Annotated in this window: 17 protein-coding genes; 3 read left to right on the forward strand and 14 right to left on the reverse strand. The window is 71.6% G+C overall.

The window, feature by feature from the left end:
- Positions 1-20 precede the first annotated feature (20 nt).
- The 8 genes from J7E94_RS14775 to J7E94_RS14810 form a co-directional block, all read right to left on the reverse strand.
- The gene (locus J7E94_RS14775; RefSeq protein WP_285440761.1) at positions 21-1448 is read right to left on the reverse strand and encodes a NarK family nitrate/nitrite MFS transporter; all 1428 of its coding nucleotides are present in this window, start codon (positions 1446-1448) and stop codon (positions 21-23) included.
- Between the two features lie 2 nt (positions 1449-1450).
- Positions 1451-1819: a hypothetical protein gene (locus J7E94_RS14780; RefSeq protein ID WP_215015700.1), complete on the reverse strand. Its 369-nt coding sequence runs from the start codon at positions 1817-1819 to the stop codon at positions 1451-1453.
- On the reverse strand, positions 1816-2463 hold the full coding sequence (locus J7E94_RS14785) for a ubiquinol-cytochrome c reductase iron-sulfur subunit (protein WP_215015702.1): 648 nt from the start codon (positions 2461-2463) through the stop codon (positions 1816-1818). The genes J7E94_RS14780 and J7E94_RS14785 overlap by 4 nt, the downstream gene beginning before the upstream one ends.
- Positions 2463-3059 carry a 4Fe-4S dicluster domain-containing protein gene (locus J7E94_RS14790; protein ID WP_215015704.1) on the reverse strand — a complete coding sequence of 199 codons (597 nt, stop codon included), beginning with the start codon at positions 3057-3059 and terminating at the stop codon, positions 2463-2465. Before J7E94_RS14790 ends, J7E94_RS14785 begins: the two co-directional genes overlap by 1 nt.
- A 6-nt stretch (positions 3060-3065) precedes the next feature.
- Entirely contained in the window at positions 3066-5396 is a 2331-nt protein-coding gene (locus J7E94_RS14795) for a molybdopterin oxidoreductase family protein (RefSeq protein ID WP_215015711.1), read from the reverse strand.
- Positions 5393-6409: an MFS transporter gene (locus tag J7E94_RS14800; RefSeq protein WP_374224441.1), complete on the reverse strand. Its 1017-nt coding sequence runs from the start codon at positions 6407-6409 to the stop codon at positions 5393-5395. Before J7E94_RS14800 ends, J7E94_RS14795 begins: the two co-directional genes overlap by 4 nt.
- 205 nt (positions 6410-6614) lie before the next feature.
- Positions 6615-6929: a hypothetical protein gene (locus tag J7E94_RS14805; RefSeq protein WP_308345059.1), complete on the reverse strand. Its 315-nt coding sequence runs from the start codon at positions 6927-6929 to the stop codon at positions 6615-6617.
- A 39-nt stretch (positions 6930-6968) separates the two neighbouring features.
- Complete coding sequence (locus tag J7E94_RS14810) at positions 6969-7565, reverse strand: MFS transporter (RefSeq protein ID WP_251056680.1); 597 nt, start codon at positions 7563-7565, stop codon at positions 6969-6971.
- A gap of 269 nt (positions 7566-7834) precedes the next feature.
- On the opposite strand from J7E94_RS14810, the gene J7E94_RS14815 reads away from it, so the two are divergent.
- On the forward strand, positions 7835-9049 hold the full coding sequence (locus J7E94_RS14815; protein WP_215015715.1) for a low temperature requirement protein A: 1215 nt from the start codon (positions 7835-7837) through the stop codon (positions 9047-9049).
- 113 nt (positions 9050-9162) lie between these two features.
- Entirely contained in the window at positions 9163-10422 is a 1260-nt protein-coding gene (locus J7E94_RS14820) for a cytochrome P450 (protein ID WP_215015716.1), read from the forward strand.
- Between the two features lie 120 nt (positions 10423-10542).
- On the opposite strand, the gene J7E94_RS14825 is transcribed toward J7E94_RS14820, so the two are convergent.
- Positions 10543-11037 (reverse strand): DUF5949 family protein, encoded by a 495-nt coding sequence (locus J7E94_RS14825; RefSeq protein ID WP_215015717.1) that lies wholly within the window; start codon positions 11035-11037, stop codon positions 10543-10545.
- Between the two features lie 57 nt (positions 11038-11094).
- Positions 11095-11697, reverse strand: coding sequence for a DUF4352 domain-containing protein (locus tag J7E94_RS14830; protein WP_215015718.1), 603 nt, complete (start codon positions 11695-11697; stop codon positions 11095-11097).
- 187 nt (positions 11698-11884) lie between these two features.
- Between J7E94_RS14830 and J7E94_RS34535 the strand changes: the two genes are divergently transcribed.
- Positions 11885-12310, forward strand: a complete 426-nt coding sequence (locus tag J7E94_RS34535) for a DUF6299 family protein (protein ID WP_251056696.1) — start codon at positions 11885-11887, stop codon at positions 12308-12310.
- Between the two features lie 99 nt (positions 12311-12409).
- Here J7E94_RS34535 and J7E94_RS14840 read toward each other — a convergent pair whose 3' ends face one another.
- The 4 genes from J7E94_RS14840 to J7E94_RS14855 form a co-directional block, all read right to left on the reverse strand.
- Positions 12410-12577, reverse strand: coding sequence for a hypothetical protein (locus J7E94_RS14840; RefSeq protein WP_215015720.1), 168 nt, complete (start codon positions 12575-12577; stop codon positions 12410-12412).
- A 71-nt stretch (positions 12578-12648) separates the two neighbouring features.
- A complete protein-coding gene (locus J7E94_RS14845) occupies positions 12649-14736 on the reverse strand; it encodes a SpoIIE family protein phosphatase (protein WP_308345062.1) in 2088 nt (695 codons plus the stop codon).
- Between the two features lie 12 nt (positions 14737-14748).
- Positions 14749-15126: a hypothetical protein gene (locus tag J7E94_RS14850; protein ID WP_215015721.1), complete on the reverse strand. Its 378-nt coding sequence runs from the start codon at positions 15124-15126 to the stop codon at positions 14749-14751.
- A 12-nt stretch (positions 15127-15138) separates the two neighbouring features.
- Positions 15139-16407 (reverse strand): NAD(P)-binding domain-containing protein, encoded by a 1269-nt coding sequence (locus J7E94_RS14855; protein ID WP_215015790.1) that lies wholly within the window; start codon positions 16405-16407, stop codon positions 15139-15141.
- Positions 16408-16439 lie beyond the last annotated feature (32 nt).

The following is a 16439-nucleotide window of genomic DNA, read 5'->3' on the forward strand; positions in this document are numbered from 1 at the left end:
GCAGCCGGCCCGGACCCCGCTCAGCTGGGGGCCTCGGCGCCCTTGCGGGCGTAGAACCACCAGCACACCGCCAGGCAGGTGGCATAGAAGCCGATGAACATCCACAGCGCGTGGGTGACGGCCATGGCCGCGAACATCGCGGGGATGAAGAAGAAGCCGTAGGCGGCGATGGCGGAGGAGAAGCCGGTGACGGCGCCCGCCTCCATCTCCGACTGCTTCATCGCGGCGGCCTGCGCCTCGGGGCCCAGGCCCTGGGCCTCCCGCATGTGCTGGTTCCGGAAGATCACCGGGATCTGCCGGAAGGTCGAGCCGTTGCCGAGGCCGGAGAAGGCGAAGGCCACCAGGAAGCCGGTGAAGAAGGTCCAGAAGCTGCCCTGGTCGCCCTTGTGCGGCAGCGCGAAGATCACCACGACCAGGGCCGCGGCCATCCCGACGAACGACAGCAGGGTGACCCTCGCGCCGCCGATCCTGTCGGAGAGCCAGCCGCCGCCCCAGCGCATGATCGCGCCGATGAAGGGGCCGATGAAGGCATAGGTGGTGGCCTGGTAGCCCTGCACCTCGAAGTTGTTCTTGATCAGCAGGGGCAGGCCCGCGGCGAACCCGATGAAGGACCCGAAGGTGCCGACGTAGAGCCAGGTCATCAGCCAGTTGTGCTTGCGCTTGAAGATGATCTTCTGCTGGCTGAAGGGGGCCGCGGCCACCTTGAGGTCGTTCATCAGGAACCAGGCGAGCAACGACATGATCACCAGCAGCGGCACCCAGAGGAATGCGCCGTTCTGGAGCCAGATGTCGGTGTTCTTCTTCGCGTCGTGCTGGGGACCGCCCGCCGGGGCGCCCAGGACGGCCGCGGTGACCACCAGCGGGGCGACCAGCTGGACCACGCTCACGCCGAGGTTGCCGAGCCCGCCGTTGAGGCCGTTGGCGCTGCCCTTCTCCCGCTTGGGGAAGAAGAAGCCGATGTTGGCCATCGAGGAGGCGAAGTTCGCGCCGCCGATCCCGCAGACGGCCGCGATCAGCGCCAGCTCCCAGTACGGGGTGCCGGTGTCCTGGAGCGCGAAGCCCAGCCAGAGCATGGGGACGACCAGGATGACCGTGCTGAAGGCGGTGAACTTGCGCTCGCCGAAGTTCGGTCCGATGAAGGTGTACAGGATCCGGAAGGTGCCGCCGGTGATGCCGGGGACGGCGGTCAGCCAGAACAGCTGCGACTTGGAGAAGCCGAATCCGACGTCGTTCAGCTTGACCACGGTGACCGACCACACCTGCCAGACCACGAAGCCGAGCATCAGCGCGGGGATCGAGATCCAGAGGTTGCGCTGGGCGACCTTGCGGCCGGTGGACTGCCAGAAGCCGTCGTCCTCGGGCCGCCAGTCGCCGATGGTGGCGCCGGGCTTGTAGGTCTCCGCCCGGTGCGAGCGCACCGGGGATTCGCTGTTCGTGCGGAGGGACATGGTCATCGGTCCTTCGGGTCGAGGAGCCACAGCACGATCACGACGAGGAAGGACAGGATCAGGAATCCCGCACCCCACCAGGCCGTGCCGGTGTTGCCCTTCATCCACTCGTTGACGGTCACGGTCAGCGCCCAGAGCTGTCCGATGACCACGGTGAGGGCCAGGGCCAGACGGGCGTTGAGCTTCGAGGACCGCTCCGGCTCCTGTTCGGTGCCGGCGCCCGGCCCGGGGCCCGTGTGCCGGATCCGCGGGTCTCCGTAGCCGCTGGTGGAGCGGATCTGCGGATACCGCTCGCGCACCGGCCGGTTCAGCCGGGGCTCGGCACTCCCCGGGTGGTAGTCGGGGCGCGGAGGCAGCTGTGCGTCGCTCACGTCCGCCCGCTTTCGTTCGCGAGGGCACGATTCGCTCCGGGGCAGCCCAGTTGGCGGGTCGTCTCGGGGCGGGAATCGCCGAACTGCCGGCACAGGGCGTCCTTGGCCGGCTCTCCCGACCGGGCGGTGGCGATGGCCCAGACACTGCCGTCGGCCTGCTCGGTCAGGAAGACCATGGGGAGTGGGCGGGGTGGCGGGCCCGCGCTCACCTCGCCGGTGCGGACGTCGAAGACGCCCTCGTGGCAGGGGCAGTACAGCTCCCCGTCGAGGCCACGGTCCTCGCGCCAGAGCACGCCGCAGGCCAGGTGGGTGCAGACGGCGGAGTAGCCGACGAGGGTCCCGTCGGCCAGCCGTACGGCCAGGGCCCGGTCCTCGTCGCCGGGGAAGCCGAAGGCCACGGACTGGCCCGGCGCCAGCTGGTCGGCGACCTTCTTGGGCTGGGGCAGGGTTTCGCTGTCGCCGTGCCGGTGCAGGATGCCGGCGGCGACGCCGACCCCGCCGATGGCCAGGCCGCCGGAGACGGTGGCGACGATCCGCAGGTAGTCGCGGCGGGTGGTGAGGGAGTCGGCGCTGATCCGGTCGCGCAGCCGGTCGGCGGCCTCGCCCTCGCCCGGTGCGGGAGCGGGCTGTTCGGTCACGCTCATCAGACGTCGACTCCGTTCACCTCGACGATGGGAAGACCGCCCGGGACGGGCCACTGGACCTTGTCGGCGGGGACGACCATCGCCACGCCGGTGGAGACGACGACGTCGCCGAAGACGAAGGAGTCGGCGACCTGGACGCCGGGGCGCTCGGCCTGGAGCTCTTCGAGGGTTCCGTAGAAGAGGGCGCCGGTGGGGCAGACGGTGGCGCACATGGGGGCCAGGCCGTAGGCGGTGCGGTCGTAGCAGAGGTTGCACTTCATCTGCAGTTTCGCCTGGAGGTCGATCTTCGGGACGCCGAAGGGACAGGCGTTGACGCAGTTGGCGCAGCCGATGCAGCGGGTGGTGTCGGCCTGTTGGACGACGCCGTCGGCGGTCACCAGGATCGCGTCGGCGGGACAGACCTCGGCGCACGGCGCGACCGGGTCCTCACAGTGCATGCAGACGGTCGGAAGGGAGGCGACGGACATGCCGGGGTCGGTGTAGTCCAGGTGGATCATCGACTTGCCGCGGTGGGAGTCGCATTCGCGGCAGGCGGAGACACAGGCCTGGCAGCCGATGCAGCGACCCGGGTCGATGAAGATGGTGCGGCCCATCATGGCGGGTCAGCTCCTCTCCGCCGTGCCACGGCCCTGCGGGGACGTGGGGGGCAGGGGGTCGGTGCGGGAGACCTGGGTCTCCGGGTAGGCCTCGCGGCCCGGGGCGGTGGGCGGCGCGGGGACCTCGTCGATCCGTTCGGCGGCCTCGATCCGGGCGGCGCAGACCTTGTACTCGGGGATCTTCGAGCGGGGGTCGAGGGCGTCGATGGTCAGGGCGTTCGCGGCCGTCGGTACGGGCCAGTGGTACGGGATGAAGACGGTGTCGGGGCGGATCGCCTCGGTGACCAGGGCCGGGAAGACCTCGCTGCCGCGGCGGGTGACGACCCGGACCGGGTCTCCGTTGCGGAAGCCGTGCGAGGGGTGGACCTCCACCCAGGGACGCGGGGTCTGTTCGACGAGGGCGCCCAGGCGGCGGGTCTGGTTGCCGGAGAGGAAGTGCGCGACGGTGCGTCCGGTGGTGAGGGAGAGGGGGTATTCCTCGGTGTAGGGGTCCATGGGCGGATGCCATTCCACGACCTGCATGTGGATCTTTCCGTCGGGGTGGTAGGTCCGGCCGTCCTCGAACAGCCGGGGGGTGCCCGGGTGCTCGGTGGAGGGGCAGGGCCAGGCGATCCCGCCGGTCTCCTCCAGCCGGTCGTAGGTGATGCCGTAGTAGTCGTTGACGGTGCCGGCGGAGGCGACGCGCAGCTCCTCGAACACCTCGCGGGAGCCGGGGAAGTCGAAGTGGTGCCCGGCGCCGAGTCGCTTGGCCAGCTCGCAGAGGACCCAGGTGTCGGTGCGCACGCCCGCGGGGGGCTCCTGGGCCTTGTTGTGCTTGACGACGCGGGCCTCGGCGTTGGCCATCACGCCCTCGTCCTCGGCCCAGGTCGTGACGGGGAAGACGACGTGGGCGTTGGCCGCGGTCTCGGAGAGGAAGAAGTCGAACTGGGCGTGGAACTCGGCGGTGTCGTAGCCGTCCTTGACCACCGCGTAGTTGGGCAGGGAGACGAAGGGGTTGTTGCAGATGCCGATGAGGCCGCGGATCTCCCCGCGCTGCATCTGCCAGACCATCTCCATCATGGAGGTGCCGGCGCCGGGGAGTTCGGACTCCTCGATGCCCCAGATCCGGCAGATCTGGGCCCGGTGCTCCGGGTTGGTGATGGAGCGGCCGCCGGGGAGGAGGTCGGACTTCTGGCCGTGTTCGCGGCCGCCCTGGCCGTTGCCCTGGCCGGTGAGGGTGCCGTAGCCGGCGCCGGGCTTGCCGATGTTGCCGGTGGCCGCGCACAGGTTGATGACGGTGAGGCAGTTCTCGACGCCCTGGGAGTGGTGCTCGATGCCGCGGGCGTGCCAGGCCATGGCCTTGTCGGCCGCGGCGAAGACCCGGGCGACCTGGACGATCTGCTCGGCCGGGATCCCGCAGATCTCGGCGGCGCGGGCGGGCGGGTAGGCGGCGACGGTCTGCTTGACCTCCTCCCAGCCGGTGGCGTGGGCGGCGAGGTAGGCCTCGTCGGTGAGGCCTTCGGCGACGACCACGTGCAGGACCGCGTTGAAGAAGGCGGCGTCGGTGCCGGGCTTGAGGGCGACGTGGATGTCGGCGGTGCGCGCGACGGCCGTCTCGCGCGGGTCGACGACGATCAGCGTGGCGCCCCGGTCCCGGGCGCCCCACAGGTACTGGGTCATGACGGGGAAGCACTCCCCCACGTTCGACCCGGCGATGAGCAGGCAGTCGGTGAGGAGGATGTCGGAGAAGGGGTTGCCGGCCCGGTCGATGCCGAAGGCGAGCTTGTTGGCGCCCGCGGCGCTGACCATGCACAGGCGGCCGTTGTAGTCGACGTGCTTGGTCTTCAGCGCGACGCGGCCGAACTTGCCGACCAGGTAGGTCTTCTCGGAGAACAGGCTGGCGCCGCCGAGCAGCCCGAAGGCGTCGTTCCCGTAGGCGGCCTGGATGCGCTTGATCTCGGAGACGGTGAAGTCGAGGGCCTCCTCCCAGGAGGCCTCCTTGAACTCTTCGTCCCGCGAGCGGCGCATCAGCGGGGCGGTCAGCCGGTCGGGGTGGTTGACCTGCTGGTATGCGTTGATGCCCTTGGGGCACAGCCGCATCCGGTTGATGTCGTGGTTGCGGGGCTCGACGCCGAAGACCTTGCCGCCCCGGTCCACGCGCAGGTACATCCCGCACTGCACGCCGCAGAAGCAGCAGTGGGTGGGGACGAGGGTCTCGCCGTTCTGGTCGGCGTGCCACTGGTCGGCGGGGATGCCGCCCGCGTCGCGGAAGTTGCGGGCGCCGGGCGGGGCGATGGAGGGGTCGATGGAGAGGGGCACGGGCCGGGACGCGGCCTTGGCGGGGTCGGTCGCGGTCACTTGAAGCCTTTCTTCACCTGCGAGAGGTAGGCGTTGCCGCGCAGCACCCGCTTGCAGCGCGGGCAGTATTCGACGAAGGCGTTGAAGTCGAGCTTGAGGTCCTGCATGGTGCCGCGCAGGTTCTCGACGTACGGGGTGGTGTCGATGGGCTCCCCGCAGCGCTTGCAGGCGAAGACCTGCTCGTCCTGGCGGGCCGTGTACTTGAACAGCTGCATGCCGACGGCGGCCGGGCGCTGCACGATGTGGAAGAACTTGCCGAACGGGATGTAGATGAGGGTGAACACCACCGACACCATGTGCAGGATCGCGAGGAACTCGTAGCCGCCGCCGTGCAGGAAGATCGACGAGAAGGTGAGCAGCAGCCCGGTCACGGAGATCACGATCAGGCAGATCAGCGGCAGCAGGTCGTAGGCGAAGCGCTGGCCGGTGATGGCGCCGCGGTCCTTCATCCGGCGCCACAGGAAGTACGAGGCGCCGGGGATGACGAGGACGGCGGCGATGTCCAGGCCGTGGAACATCAGCCAGCCCACGAGGTTCAGCGAGTCGAAGCCGAGGATCTTGAAGCCCCAGAGCCGCATCTCGTAGCCGGGGCCGGAGCCGCTGTCCGCGGTGAAGGTGAACCAGCCCCAGGTGAGCGGGAAGGTGATCGCGGCGGCCAGCAGACAGCCCCAGAAGATCAGCTGGTGGGCGGCCCAGCGGGAGCGCGAGCGGGCGCCGAGGAACTTCTGGAAGCCGAGGTAGGTGGCGATCATCTTCGGCAGGGCGGTGGGCGCTTTCTTGAAGTTGTCGGCCGAGAAGAAGCTGCCGAAGCCCTTCTTGAAGAGGCGGCGGGCGCCGGGCGCGGAAACCCAGACCGTGTACCGGTAAGCCACCCCGAAGGCCAGGAAGACGGTGGCGACGGCGTACGGCAGGAGCGCCGAGTCGAAGTCGCGCAGCAGCCGGCTGCCCAGCACGATCGCGGCGATGAGCAGCAGTGATACGAGGGTGCCGGCCAGGGTCGCCCGTGCGGTCACGGACCGACGGTGCTCCGGCGCGGGCGGCGTCGGTGCCGGTGGGCTCCCGGTGGCGGCGGCTTCGGCGGCGTCGGCGGGAGCCCCCGGCGCGCCAGGGGTCGAGGGCGACGAGGTGAGGGCTTCTGAGGGCTCGGGCACAGAACCACGTAGGCGGTCTGTACCGATTCAGCCCGTTATAGAGGAACTATGATTCGGCCGAACGGGTTCACACCGCCGTCAGGCCCTGCGCCGCGAAGACCGCCCTGGCCTCGGCCACCTGTTCCACGGTGGGGGACGGAGTGTCGTGCAGGGTGAACGGCATGCCCAGGGCGTCCCACTTGCCCTCCCCCAGCGTGTGGAAGGGCAGGACGTCGACGCGCGAGACGTTGCCGAGGGCCCCCGCGAACGCGGCCACACCCTCGACGTTCTCCCGGGCGTCGGTCAGCCCCGGCACCAGCACGAAGCGCAGGTGCACCGCCTTGCCGAGGCCGGCGAGGCGCCGGGCGAACTCCAGCGTCGGTTCCAGCGGGCGGCCCGTCACCTTCCGGTACGTCTCCCGGTCCCAGGACCGAGGACGTGATCAGAATGGGCGTGAGGAGCTGGACCACCGAGACGCCCAGGTTGCCCAGGCCGCCGTTGATGCCGGTCGCGTTCTCTCCCGCTTCGGGTAGAAGAAGCCGATGTTGGCCAGCGAGGAGGAGAAGTTCGCGCCGCCGATGCCGCACAGCGCGGCGATCGCGATCATCGTGCCGTACGGGGTGTCCGGGTTCTGCACCGCGAAGCCGAGCCACAGCAGCGGCACGATCAGCACGACGGTGGAGATCGCCGTGAAGCGGCGCTGGCCGATCATCGGGCCGAGGAAGGTGTAGAAGATCCGGGCCGTGCCGCCGGCGATGCCGGGGACCGCCGTCAGCCAGAAGAGCTGGGACTGGCTGAAGCCGAAGCCGACGTCCTTCAGGCTGGTCGCGGTGATGCTCCACACCTGCCAGACCACGAAGGCCACCAGCAGGGCCGGCACCGCGATCCACAGGTTCCGGGTCGCGACCCGCTTCCCGGTGGACCGCCAGGAGGACGGGTCCTCCGGCGTCCAGTCCGTGATGGTACGGCCCGGGCGGTACTGCGCCGGATCGGCGAGCACCCCCACCCCTGGTGACGCTTGCTGCTTGGCGGAACTCATGGCGTGGTCCTGAACGTTGAGAAGGGTCCTGATCTACCCGGACTCCGTCTCCGGGACCACCCGGCGGCAGGGGCGAACGTCGCGTGGGCGACAGGACAAGGTCCTGTCGCCCACGCGACGTTCGGCGGGATCCGGAGCCGCCGGCCGACCAAATCGCACGGGGCCCGGCTGGTGCCGGAGCGCTACGAGGCCTCCGCGCGGGACAGCCGGACACCGCGGGCAGCGCGTCCGGCCCGCTGGAGCGGGCATCCTCTGGTCTGCTTTCCGGTATGGCCTACTCCCCCATGACCGCCCGCAGCCGCGAAGAGCACCACCGGGCGGCCACCCCGCTGGAGCTGTTCTTCGACCTCTGCTTCGTCGTCGCGATCGCGCAGGCCGGCGCCCGGCTGGTGCACGCGCTGGCGGAGGGCCATCCCGGCACGGGGGTGATCGGCTACTTCCTCGTCTTCTTCGGCGTGTGGTGGGCGTGGATGAACTTCACGTGGTTCGCCTCCGCCTACGACGTCGACGACGTGCCGTACCGGATCGCGACCCTCGTCGAGATCGCCGGTGTGCTCGTCTACGCGGCCGGGGTGGGCCGGGCCTTCGACGAGAACGACTGGACGGTCGCCGTCATCGGCTACGTCATCATGCGCGTCGCCCAGACGGCACAGTGGCTGCGGGCCGCCGCCGGGGAGAGCGGGCCGGCCCGCGCGGCGGCGCTGAAGTACGCGGCCGGGCTCGTGATCTGCCAGGCCGGGTGGGTGGCGCTGCTGTTCGCCCCGGAGGACTCCAGGCGCTGGCTGTTCCTGGTGATGGTCGCGGCCGAGCTGATGGTCCCGGTGGTCGCCGAGCGGCACCACCAGACGCCCTGGCACGCCCACCACATCGTGGAGCGGTACGGGCTGTTCACCATCATCGTGCTGGGCGAGACGATCGCGGCGGCCACGGTGGCGGTCAAGTCGGCGGTCGACGAGCACGAGGCGCTGGGCGAGCTGCTGCCCATCGCCGGCGGCGGGCTGCTGATCGTCTTCTCGGCCTGGTGGATCTACTTCGCGGTGCCGATGCACGAACGGCTGAACACCAACCGGGAGGCCATCCCCTGGGGTTACGGCCACCTGGTGATCTTCGCTTCGGGCGCGGCGATCGGAGCGGGCATCGAGGTCGCAGTCGAGCACGCGGTCGGCCTGGGGGTCCCCCCGGACGGAGTCCCGGGGAACATCTCCCAGCTCGCCGCCAACGCCGCCGTGACCGTCCCGTCCGCGGTCTTCCTCATGACGGTATGGTTCCTGCACTCCCGCCACTTCAAGCGCGGCCTGGCGCAGCAGCTGACCCTCCCGCTCTGCGCCCTCGCCCTCCTGGCCTGCACCTGGACGGGCACGTACGCCGTCCTGTACGCAGGCCTCGTCACGGCGGCCACGGTAGCCATCGGCCTGACCCTGACCACCCGCTCCAGCACCCATCCCAGCCCCGCCGGCAGCCCATCCAGCCCCGCCGGCGTTTGAGGCGCGGGGCCCGGGGCGGAGCTCCGGCAACGGCGCCGCGCCGAACCGTCACCCCCGGCCCCCCGCCCCCGTTCTCCAGCGCAGAACTCCCCCAGCGAAGGAAAGGCACGGCCATGACACTCCCCGCACCCCGCCACGGCAGCGGACCCGCCCCCGGAGGGGTACTGGCCGAGCCGGGCTTCTGGCAGGCGCCCCCCGCCCACCGCCTGGAGGCGTTCGCCCGCCTCCGGGCCCTCGAATCCCCCGTGTTCGTCCCCGAAGGCACCGGCACCGGCCACTGGGCCCTCGTACGCCACGCCCAGGTCCAGGAGGCGAGCCGCCTCCCCAAGGTCTTCGCGAGCGCCCCCGGCGTGACCACCCCCGAGCCGCCCCGCTGGGTCCGCGCGCTGTTCGGGGACTCGATGGTCAACCTGGACGGCCCCGACCACGCCCAACTCCGCAAGATCGTGCAGCGGGCCTTCACGCCCCGCCTGCTGGCAGCCGCCGAGGAGGACATCCACACCGTCGCCGCCCGCATCGTCGACGACGTACTGGCCGAACACCCAGACGAGTTCGTGTCGGCGGTGGCCTCCCGGCTGCCCCTGGAGGTCATCTGCAACATGATGGGCATCCCGGTGCACTACCGCGCCGAGATCGCCGACCGCGTCAACCACGCCTCCGAGAACATCGGCGTGGAGCGCGGCCTGGCCGCCCGGCTGCGGATGCCCGGACGCGGCCTGCGGGCCCTCGCCCGTATGCAGCGGATGGTGGCCGGCATCGGGCGGGAGCGGCGCAAGAACCCCACCGACGACCTGATCTCGGCGCTGGTCTGCGCGAACGTGGACGGCCAGGCCCTCGGGGCCCGCCAACTCGGCGCGTTCTTCTCGCTCCTGATGGTCGCCGGGGTGGAAACCACCCGCAACGCGATCACGCACGGGTTGACCCTGCTCACCGACAACCCCGACCAGCGCGACCTGCTGCTCTCGGACTTCGAGAAGTACGCGGACGGCGCGGTGGACGAGATGATCCGCCACTCGACGCCGATCATCCAGTTCCGCCGGACGGTGGCCGCCGAACACACCCTGGACGGGCACCTGTTCCACCCGGGCGACAAGGTGGTCCTGTACTACGCCTCCGCCAACCGCGACGAGGCGGTCTTCCCGGACCCCGACGCCTTCGACATCACCCGCTCGCCCAATCCGCACCTGGGGTTCGGCGGCGGCGGCCCGCACTTCTGCCTGGGCGCGCACCTGGCCCGGGTGGAGATGAAGGCCCTGTTCCGGGAGCTGCTGACCCGCCCGGTCGGACTGCGCGCGGTGGGCCTGCCCGATCTGGCGGGGTCGAACTTCGACAACCGGGTCCGCTCGCTGAAGTTCGCGTTCGAACGGCCCTGAGGAACGGACCCGGCCACCGGGCAGGCTGGGAGCCCGGCGGCCGGAGCAGTGCGTCGCCACGCCACTGCGGCGGCACTGCGGCGGCTGCGGCGGCGGCTACTGCTACTGCGGCTACTGCGGCTACTGCAGGGCCTGCACCGCGAGGACGCAGTGGGCGCTGCTGGTGAGCACCTCTTCGTCGCCCGCGAACGCCTGGAGGACCTCCGCGGTCACCGGCTTGCCCGGAACCGCCTCCGGCCAGGCGCGCGTGGCGAAGAGGAAGTACGCCTGTCCGCTCTCAAGGGCGGCGGCGACCCACTCCTTGGGGGCCGTGCACGTGGCGTTCAGCCCGGGCATGCTCAGCGTGACCTGGTCGCCCGCCATGAGCACGATCTGCACCGCGAAGGTGCGCGGGCTGCGGGTGCCGTCCATGACCACGTCGCCGATGGGCAGGCCGATCTCCTCCAGCAGCCCGCGGGCCGCCGCCTCGCCGGCCTCCCGGCCCTGCGGGCCGTCCCCGAGGGTGTAGGCGAGGAGGTACGGGATGTCGTGGGCCTCGGAGGGGTCTCCGATCCAGGCGAGGACCGAAAGGGTGCCGAGGTGCGACCGGTCGATTTCGGCTTGGGTAGAAGTCATGCGCCGCACCCTAGTGGCCTCTCCCCCGGCCCTTTCACGGCCTTTCACCCGGGCGGGCTAGACGGCCCAGAATCCCCCTCCGGAATTCGCCTGGATGTTCGCGTCCTGGTACTGGAGCCGTTCAATGCGCGCGTTTTCGGGGACTTCGAACACCACCCATCCTTCGGCCCGCTCACCGACCGCGAGGGAATCGAAGACGAGCGGTTTGCCGGTCGTCAGTTCACCGGTCGGCACCACCGGATGGCGCTGCCCCGCGCTGTCGTGCGCCCACATGCGTCCGAGCGCCCCGTACGAGGCCCCGCCCACGTTGACGAAGGACATCGAGGCGGCCACCCAGCGCTTGCCGGCCGCGGGGGCGTAGTTCTTCTCGATACTGACGGCGGGGTCCACGTACGCGTTCAGCACCACCTGGAGGTGGTGGCCGGCCTGCTGCCCGTGCACCCGTACGGGATCACCCACACGAGCGTCCTTCGCCCCGGTCCGGGCGGGGGGCTCCTCGGCGCCCGGCGCCCCGTCGTCCACCGGGACGGCGGGCGCCGCGGCGGGGGCGAGCGCGGCTCCCTCGGGGGCGCTCTGACAGGCCGTGGCGCCGAACAGGAGCAGGGGGAGTACGGCGGCGGCGAGGACGGGGGCGTGGCGGCGGGCGGCGGACTGACGCATTCAGGATCCCTTCGGGGATGTATTCCGGTCAGTCTCACGCGCCCGAGCGGGCAATTGCACTCACCGACACGAGTGCACCCAGGGGGTGTGTGCGGCCGGTTGCGGCCAACTGCCAGCACAATGCGTTCCGGCGGTTTCCCGCCACCCTCGTCCACCTGGAGGAACAATGCGTATTCACGCGACCCGCATGGCCCTGGCAGCGCTCTCGGCAGTGGCCGCAACGGCGGTATTCACGGCCCCCGCCACCGCCACCTCTTTCGACCAGGGAATTTCCGTACAGCCATACGCTCACATTTCCGAGGACGGCACGATCACTCTTTCCGGGACGTACCACTGCACCGTCCCGTCACCCATGGGGGCGAGGCTCCAGATCTCGGCGGGCGTGGTCCAGGACGGCACCCGGCTCGGCGTGGGCGGCGGCGAGGCGCACTGCGACGGCGCGGAGCACGAGTGGCAGGCCAGCGGCTCGCTCCGGCTCACCCAGGGCATCCACCCGGGGCCGGCCCTGGCCGAGGCCCAGCTCAACGAGGTCCACTTCTCGGGCCTGATGCCGCGCTCCATCGAGACGGTCGCGGAGGACCGGCAGGAGATCCGGGTCATCGGCCACCAGTAGGCCCGCCCGGCACGCCCGCCCGGCCCGTCCCTCCTACGGGCCTACGGGCCTCAGGGCCTGCGGGTCCCGGCGCCCCGGCGCCCCGTCCGGTAGCCGCCGCTACCGGCACTCGGGCGCGACGCCCGTCATTGACATGAACGCCACCGAATGGCATCCGGGGACCGCATGCGGGCGGCCCGTCGTCCAGTCGACGACCGTCGGCACTCCGGCAGCCAGCAGGAGCAGGGCCAGGACGCCCGTCACGGCGCCCCACCTCAGCCTGCGCACAGCACGTTCCATTCCATGGTCCGCATCATCACCCCGTCCCCGGCGCCCCACAACTCGGCGTGACCGCCGGGTCACTCCGTGCTCCGGGGGTTGCCCGTGGCGTCGAACTCGCACCACACCGCCTTGCCGTCGCCCCGGGACTCCACACCCCAGTGCGAGGCCAGCGCGTCCACCAGGAGCAGCCCGCGCCCGGTGGTGGCCGCTTCGCCCGGCGTGCGCCGCCGCGGCCAGACGCTGGAGCGGTCCTTGACCCACAGCCGGATCCGCCGCACCGGCTCCGGCAGCACCTCCATGGTCAGCACCGCCCCGCCGTCGGTGTGCAGCAGGGCGTTGACCAGCAGTTCCCCGGCCGCCAGCTCCACGTCGTCGGCGAGTTCCGGCATCCCCCAGTCGCGCAGGGCCTGGCGCAGGGCGTAGCGGGCCTCCGAGAGGCCCTCGGGGTCGGCCTGGTGGACGTACTGGTGGATGCGCGGCGCCCGATGGGTGCCCGGGTCGGGGGCCCGGCGCAGTACGAGCAGGGCCACGTCGTCCCCGGAGCCCCAGCGCTCCCAGAGCCGGTCCAGGAGGTGGTCGGCGAGCGCCCCGGCTCCCTGCGGGCCGCTGCTCACCGCGTGGGAGAGGGCCTCCATGCCCTGGGTGATGGCCGTCCCCGGCTCCTCCACCAGGCCGTCCGTGCACAGCACCAGCGTCTCCCCGGGGACCAGGTCGAGACGGGTCTCGGGGAAGTCCTCCTGCTCGAAGACGGAGGCCAGCCCCAGCGGCAGCCCGCCGCGCACGTTGGGCCAGCCCGTACGCCCGTCCGTGTGCCGGATCAGCGGTCCGAGGTGGCCCGCGCGGACCGCCCGTACGCCTCCGGTCTCCAGGTCCACCTGCGCATACATGCAGGTCGCGAAGCGCTCGGTGTCCAGCTCGGCGAGGAAGCGCGAGGCGCGTGCCAGCACGGTGGAGGGCGGATGGCCCTCGCCCGCGTACGCCCGCAGCGCGATCCTCAGCTGGCCCATGATGGCCGCCGCGTGCGTGTCGTGGCCCTGTACGTCGCCCACCACGATGCCGACGCGGTCGCGGGGCAGCGCGATCACGTCGTACCAGTCCCCGCCGACCTCCCGCCCGCTCCAGGCGGAGTGGTAGCGGACCGCGATCTCCCCGCCCGTGATCTCGGGGATCCGGCGGGGCAGCATGGCGGCCTGGAGGCCCGTGGCGAACTCGCGCTCCTGGTCGAAGAGGAGCGCCCGCTGGAGGGACTGGGCCACGATGCCCGCGAGGCCCAGGCAGAGGTTCTTCTCCTCCGGGCTGAACTCGGTGCGGTGCCGGTAGAAGAGCACGAGCCCGCCGATGGCCTTGGCCTGCGCGATCAGCGGCAGATAGGCGGCCGCGTCGTACTGGATCCGGCTCAGGTAGTCGCTGAGCAGCGGGAACTCCTCGCCGAGCGCCCTGAGCGAGGTGACGAAACGTGCCTGCCGGGTGATCACCGCCTGCGACAGCGGCAGCGAGCCGTCCAGCCGGGTGAACCGCCGCTCGCTGAGGATCTCCAGCGACTCCCCGCTCAGCGCGATGATCTTGATCGTGCCGCCCTCGACCAGCCCCAGCGCCAGCCCCTCCGCGCCGAGGCGCTCCAGCGCGCCCGCCCCGGTCAGGGTCGCCGTGACGTCGTCGACCGTCACCGCCCGCGACAGGGCCTCCGTGGTCCGCTGGACGATGCTCGACTGCTTGGCCCGCGCCGACTCCAGCTTGCGCAGCTGCGTGGCCTGGGCCAGCTCCCCCGTCGCGTCCCGGACGATCCCCACGATCCGGTACGGCTGCCCGTCCTCGTCGCGGACCACCCGGCCCTGGGTGTGCGTCCACTGGTCGCGGCCGTCGCGCCGCTGCACCATGAAGTAGGCGCCGTACGTATCCGCGCCGCTCTCCAGCACGTCCGCCACGGTCTGGCCCAGCCGGGCGGCGTCCGCGGGCGGGATCCGCAGCCCGAGCGCCTCAGGGGTCCCGTCGACGTCCTCCGGGTCCAGGTCGAACACGGCGGCCCCGGCCTCGTCGAGCTCCAGCGTCCCCGCGCCCAGGTCCCACTCGAAGCTGCCCATGCGGTTCAGCGCGAGCCGCTCCCCGGGCCCGGTCTCCGGGGGCTTGCGGCCCTGCCCGGGCCTGTCGTGCTCCGCCGCTGCCACGAGTCACACCACCTAACGCCCGGGCCAGCACGGCTGGGAGATCAGCCGCTCCCACTCCTCGTCAGGATGCCCCGGAAGAGTGCGCCCAGCCTCCCGCCAGCGCTTGACGAGGGAGAGGTAGATCGCGGGCTGGACGATGTGGGGGGCCGTCGCGTACGGGGCGTGGTCGTAGGCGGCGGCCCTGTCGTACCCCGGCGGCCGGTCGTACCCGGCCGTCCTGTCGTAACCGGTCGTCGGCCTGTCGTACCCGGCCGTCCTGTCGTACCCCGCCGTCGGCCTGTCGTAGCCGGTCGTCCTGTCGTACCCGGCGGGTCTTGCCGTGGCGGGCTGTTCCCCACGGCTGGCGGGAATGCGTACCCAGCCGCGGCCCTGTGCTCGCTCCGCGCTCATCGCGGACCCCTCTCACCGCAGATACGTCTGGGGTTGCCCGAAGGCAGCCCGGTCGTAGGTCGTGGTGGAACCCGGCAGCGGACCCCTGGCGCCGAGGCGCTTGCGGACTCCTCTCACCAGTCTCCCCGCCGTGAAGCCCGCACCGTGCACGAATCGCATGGAAGGGCCGAATGAGGGAGCCGTCAGCAGCCCCGCGAAGAACAGTCCGGGCCACGAGGACTCGAAGCCGGCGCTCAGCTCCGGCGTCCCGCTGTCGCCCACGGTCGTCAGCTCCGCCCGCAGCCCCGCGTCGAGCAGGTCCAGCCGGTCCAGGTGCGGGGCGAATCCGGTGGCCGCGATCACATGCGCGGTGTCCAGCACCACGGACTCCCCCGCCCTGGTGGTCAGCCCGAGCCGGATCCGCCCGCCCTCCGCGACCGCCCGGTGCAGGTGGTGCCCGAGCATGACGGGCACGCGCTGCTCGAAGCGGTCCCGCAGCCACCACGCCCCGGCGGGGCCCAGCGCCGTCGCCGCGATCCGCTCCCGGGTGGCGGCGGGCAGCCGGCGCACCGCCCACGGCAGCTCCGACCACACCCAGTTGCGCCAGCCGGTGCCCAGCCCGCTGTGCGGATCGCACAGGGCGCGCAGCGCCGGCCGGCTCAGGGGCTGCGGCACGGCGTTCCAGTCCAGCCGGGAGCGCCGGGCCACCAGGCAGGGCCGGGCGCCCTGCTCGGCCAGCAGGGCGGCCGTCTCCAGGGCCGCCTGCCCCGCCCCGAGCACGGCGACCTCGCGGTCGGCGAAGCGGGCCAGGTCCCGGTGGCCGCTGCTGTGGGAGTAATGGGTCGGCGGCAGGTCCCGCAGCGCCGGGGGGAGGTGGACGAAGGGCATCACTCCGACCGCGAGCGCGACCGTACGGGCGAGCAGCGGCGGCCCCTGGGCCGTGTGGACGCGGAAGCCGTCGCCCTGCGGGGTCACCTCCGTGACGGTCACCTCCTCCACCTCGGGCGCCGCGTGCCGGGCGAACCACATCCCGTACGCGCTGAACGTGCCGATCGGCAGCGGAGTGCCGTGTTCCGCGACCAGTCCGCGGCTGGCGCAGTAGTCGGCCAGCGTGTAGCGCCCGTCCGGCGCGGACAGGCTGGAGGACCACGGCTCCGACTTCAGGTACATGCCGTCGGGCATGTGGTCGCGCCAGGAGGCCATGGGCCGCCCCAGCAGCCGTACGTCGAGCCCCGCGCCCGCAGCGTGCGCGGCGATCGACAGCCCGTACGGGCCCGCGCCGATCACCACGAGATCGTTCATCCGCGTCACGGCTGTCCCTTCAGCTCCATCGT

This window comes from Streptomyces sp. ISL-94 (assembly GCF_018614075.1).
Classification (GTDB): Bacteria; Actinomycetota; Actinomycetes; order Streptomycetales; family Streptomycetaceae; genus Streptomyces.